Source organism: Mesorhizobium sp. M1A.F.Ca.IN.020.06.1.1, from assembly GCF_004023265.1.
Classification (GTDB): domain Bacteria; phylum Pseudomonadota; class Alphaproteobacteria; order Rhizobiales; family Rhizobiaceae; genus Mesorhizobium.
Genome location: NZ_RZSR01001012.1, coordinates 1 through 2,088 on the forward strand (window position 1 = coordinate 1; position 2,088 = coordinate 2,088).

Annotated in this window: 2 protein-coding genes and 1 pseudogene; all 3 read right to left on the bottom strand. The window is 63.5% G+C overall.

From position 1 onward, the window contains the following. Nucleotides 1-127: 127 nt before the first annotated feature. The gene (locus EOA60_RS30275) at nt 128-820 is read right to left on the bottom strand and encodes a hemolysin III family protein (protein ID WP_164748286.1); all 693 of its coding nucleotides are present in this window, start codon (nt 818-820) and stop codon (nt 128-130) included. Nucleotides 821-1,012: 192 nt separating this feature from the next. Beyond that, on the bottom strand, nt 1,013-1,813 hold the full coding sequence (locus EOA60_RS30280) for an inositol monophosphatase family protein (protein ID WP_095824090.1): 801 nt from the start codon (nt 1,811-1,813) through the stop codon (nt 1,013-1,015). 25 nt (nt 1,814-1,838) lie between these two features. After that, nucleotides 1,839-2,088, bottom strand: a pseudogene (locus tag EOA60_RS30285) (elongation factor P); the annotation flags it as partial.

The following is a 2,088-nucleotide window of genomic DNA, read 5'->3' on the forward strand; positions in this document are numbered from 1 at the left end:
GGAAGGATCTGAGAAAAGCCATCCGTGCCCCGTTTCCGATGCCACCCGCCGCAGAATTGTCGCGACTCTAAACGGAATTGTGACCAAATTGAATGGTGCTTGACAATATCGCCCCGCGCGGGTCGTTTCAAAAACGGCTAATGACCAGACAGTCGACCATGGCGGCCAGGTGCAGCCCGGCGCCGGTGACGACGAAGCCATGCCAGACGGCATTGTGGAAACGCAGGCCTTTCCAGGCAAAGAAGATGACGCCCAATGAATAGACGATGCCGCCCGCGAGCAGCAGCAGGACGGAGGCAGGCGGCAGCGTCGCGACCAGCGGTCCGGCGAGCACGACGCCGCTCCAGCCGATGGCGAGGTAAAAGAGGATCGCCAGCCGGTCATAGCGCCCGGGCAGGAACATCTTGATGGCGACGCCCATTGCCGCCGCGCTCCACACGATAACGATCATCGGCACGGCAAGCGCGGACGTGTGCAGCTGGGTCAGGAAAGGCGTGTAGGTGGCGGCGATCAGCAAATAGATCGCGGCATGGTCGAAGCGGCGCAGGATCCACTTCGCCGGCCACGATATCGGCCACAAATTATAGGCCAGCGATATCGACAGCACGGTGAGCAGCGACACAACGTAGAAGACGGCGGCGACATACTCGCCCGGGCCGGAATGGAAGGCGGCTAAAGCCAGGAAGGCCGAGCCGGCGGCGATCGCCAGCACGATGCCCACAGCATGGACGATGCCATCGGCGATCATCTCGGCGCGCGAATAGTGCCAACGGCCGACAAAGGGGATTTCGATCGATGTATTTGCGCGAGCGTCGTTCATGAATGATCCTGCAACCATAATCTGGGCAGTCGCGGATCAGTATTTCAAGCTTCGGTTGCGGTTTTGCGACGAGCCCGCCGCGCGTCCTTTCGACGCGCAAAGGGGGCTGCAGCCCTTTGATTTGCGCTTATCCGTTCCGAACCGGAGGTCTGCGAAATCGATTCCGATTTCGGGGTGATGCGATAGCGCGCTTCAGCGCGCAGCCAGCGGCTTCTTTACCGTCTTCAAGAGGGCGCGTTGGATAAGCTCGTTGCCGGCGACGATGGAGCCGGCCTCCAGCATGTCCTGCCCGCCATCCATATCCGAAACGAAGCCGCCCGCTTCACGGATGAGCAGGGCGCCGGCGGCGATGTCCCAGGCCGAAAGGTTGGCTTCCCAAAACCCGTCCATGCGGCCGGCCGCGACATAGGCGAGATCGAGCGAGGCGGAGCCAAGGCGGCGGACGCCCGAGACCTCGGCCATGACATTGCGCAACTCGATCAGGAAATTGCCGTGCTGGCCGCGCCCAAGATGCGGCACGCCGCAGCCGATCACGGCATCGGTGAGCTTGGCGCGTCCGGCGACGCGCAGCCGGCGGTCGTTCATGAAGGCGCCGCCGCCGCGCTCGGTGGTATAGAGCTCGTCCATGGCCGGATTGTAGACGACACCGGCGACGATCTGGCCCTGGCGCTCGAGCGCGATCGAGACCGCGAAGAGCGGGATGCCGTGGAGGAAGTTGGTCGTGCCGTCGAGCGGGTCGACGATCCAGCGATGCTGGCCGTCCTCGCCGTCGACGGCGCCGCGCTCCTCCATCAGGAAGGCGTAGCCCGGCCGCGCCTTCGACAGTTCGGCAAAGACGATCTCTTCGGCCTTGCGGTCGGCCTGGCTGACATAGTCGCCAGGCCCCTTCATCGAGACCTGCAGGTTCTGCACCTCGCCGAAATCGCGCGACAGCGACCGGCCGGCCTTCATCGCGGCCTGGACCATGACATTGAGGAGAGCGGAACGCGCCATTCTTCTTCTTCCTGTGTTGGCCGTTTTATTCTGCGCGACGCACGTAAGTGATCTCATTGGTGTCGACGATGATGCGCTCGCCGGCCGAGATGAAGGGCGGCACCAGGACGCGGACACCGTTTTCCAGCACTGCAGGCTTGTAAGAGGACGCCGCCGTCTGGCCCTTCACCACGGGGTCGGCCTCGGTGATGGTCAGCGTCACCTGGTCGGGCAGCGAGATGCCGATCGGCCGCTCCTCATAGAGCTGGACCGTGACCATCATGCCGTCCTGCAGG

Bases quoted from the DNA above. Each gene is read 5' to 3' on its own strand.
- EOA60_RS30280 (WP_095824090.1), bottom strand. From the start codon at position 1,813: ATGGCGCGTTCCGCTCTCCTCAATGTCATGGTCCAGGCCGCGATGAAG.
- EOA60_RS30275 (WP_164748286.1), bottom strand. From the start codon at position 820: ATGAACGACGCTCGCGCAAATACATCGATCGAAATCCCCTTTGTCGGC.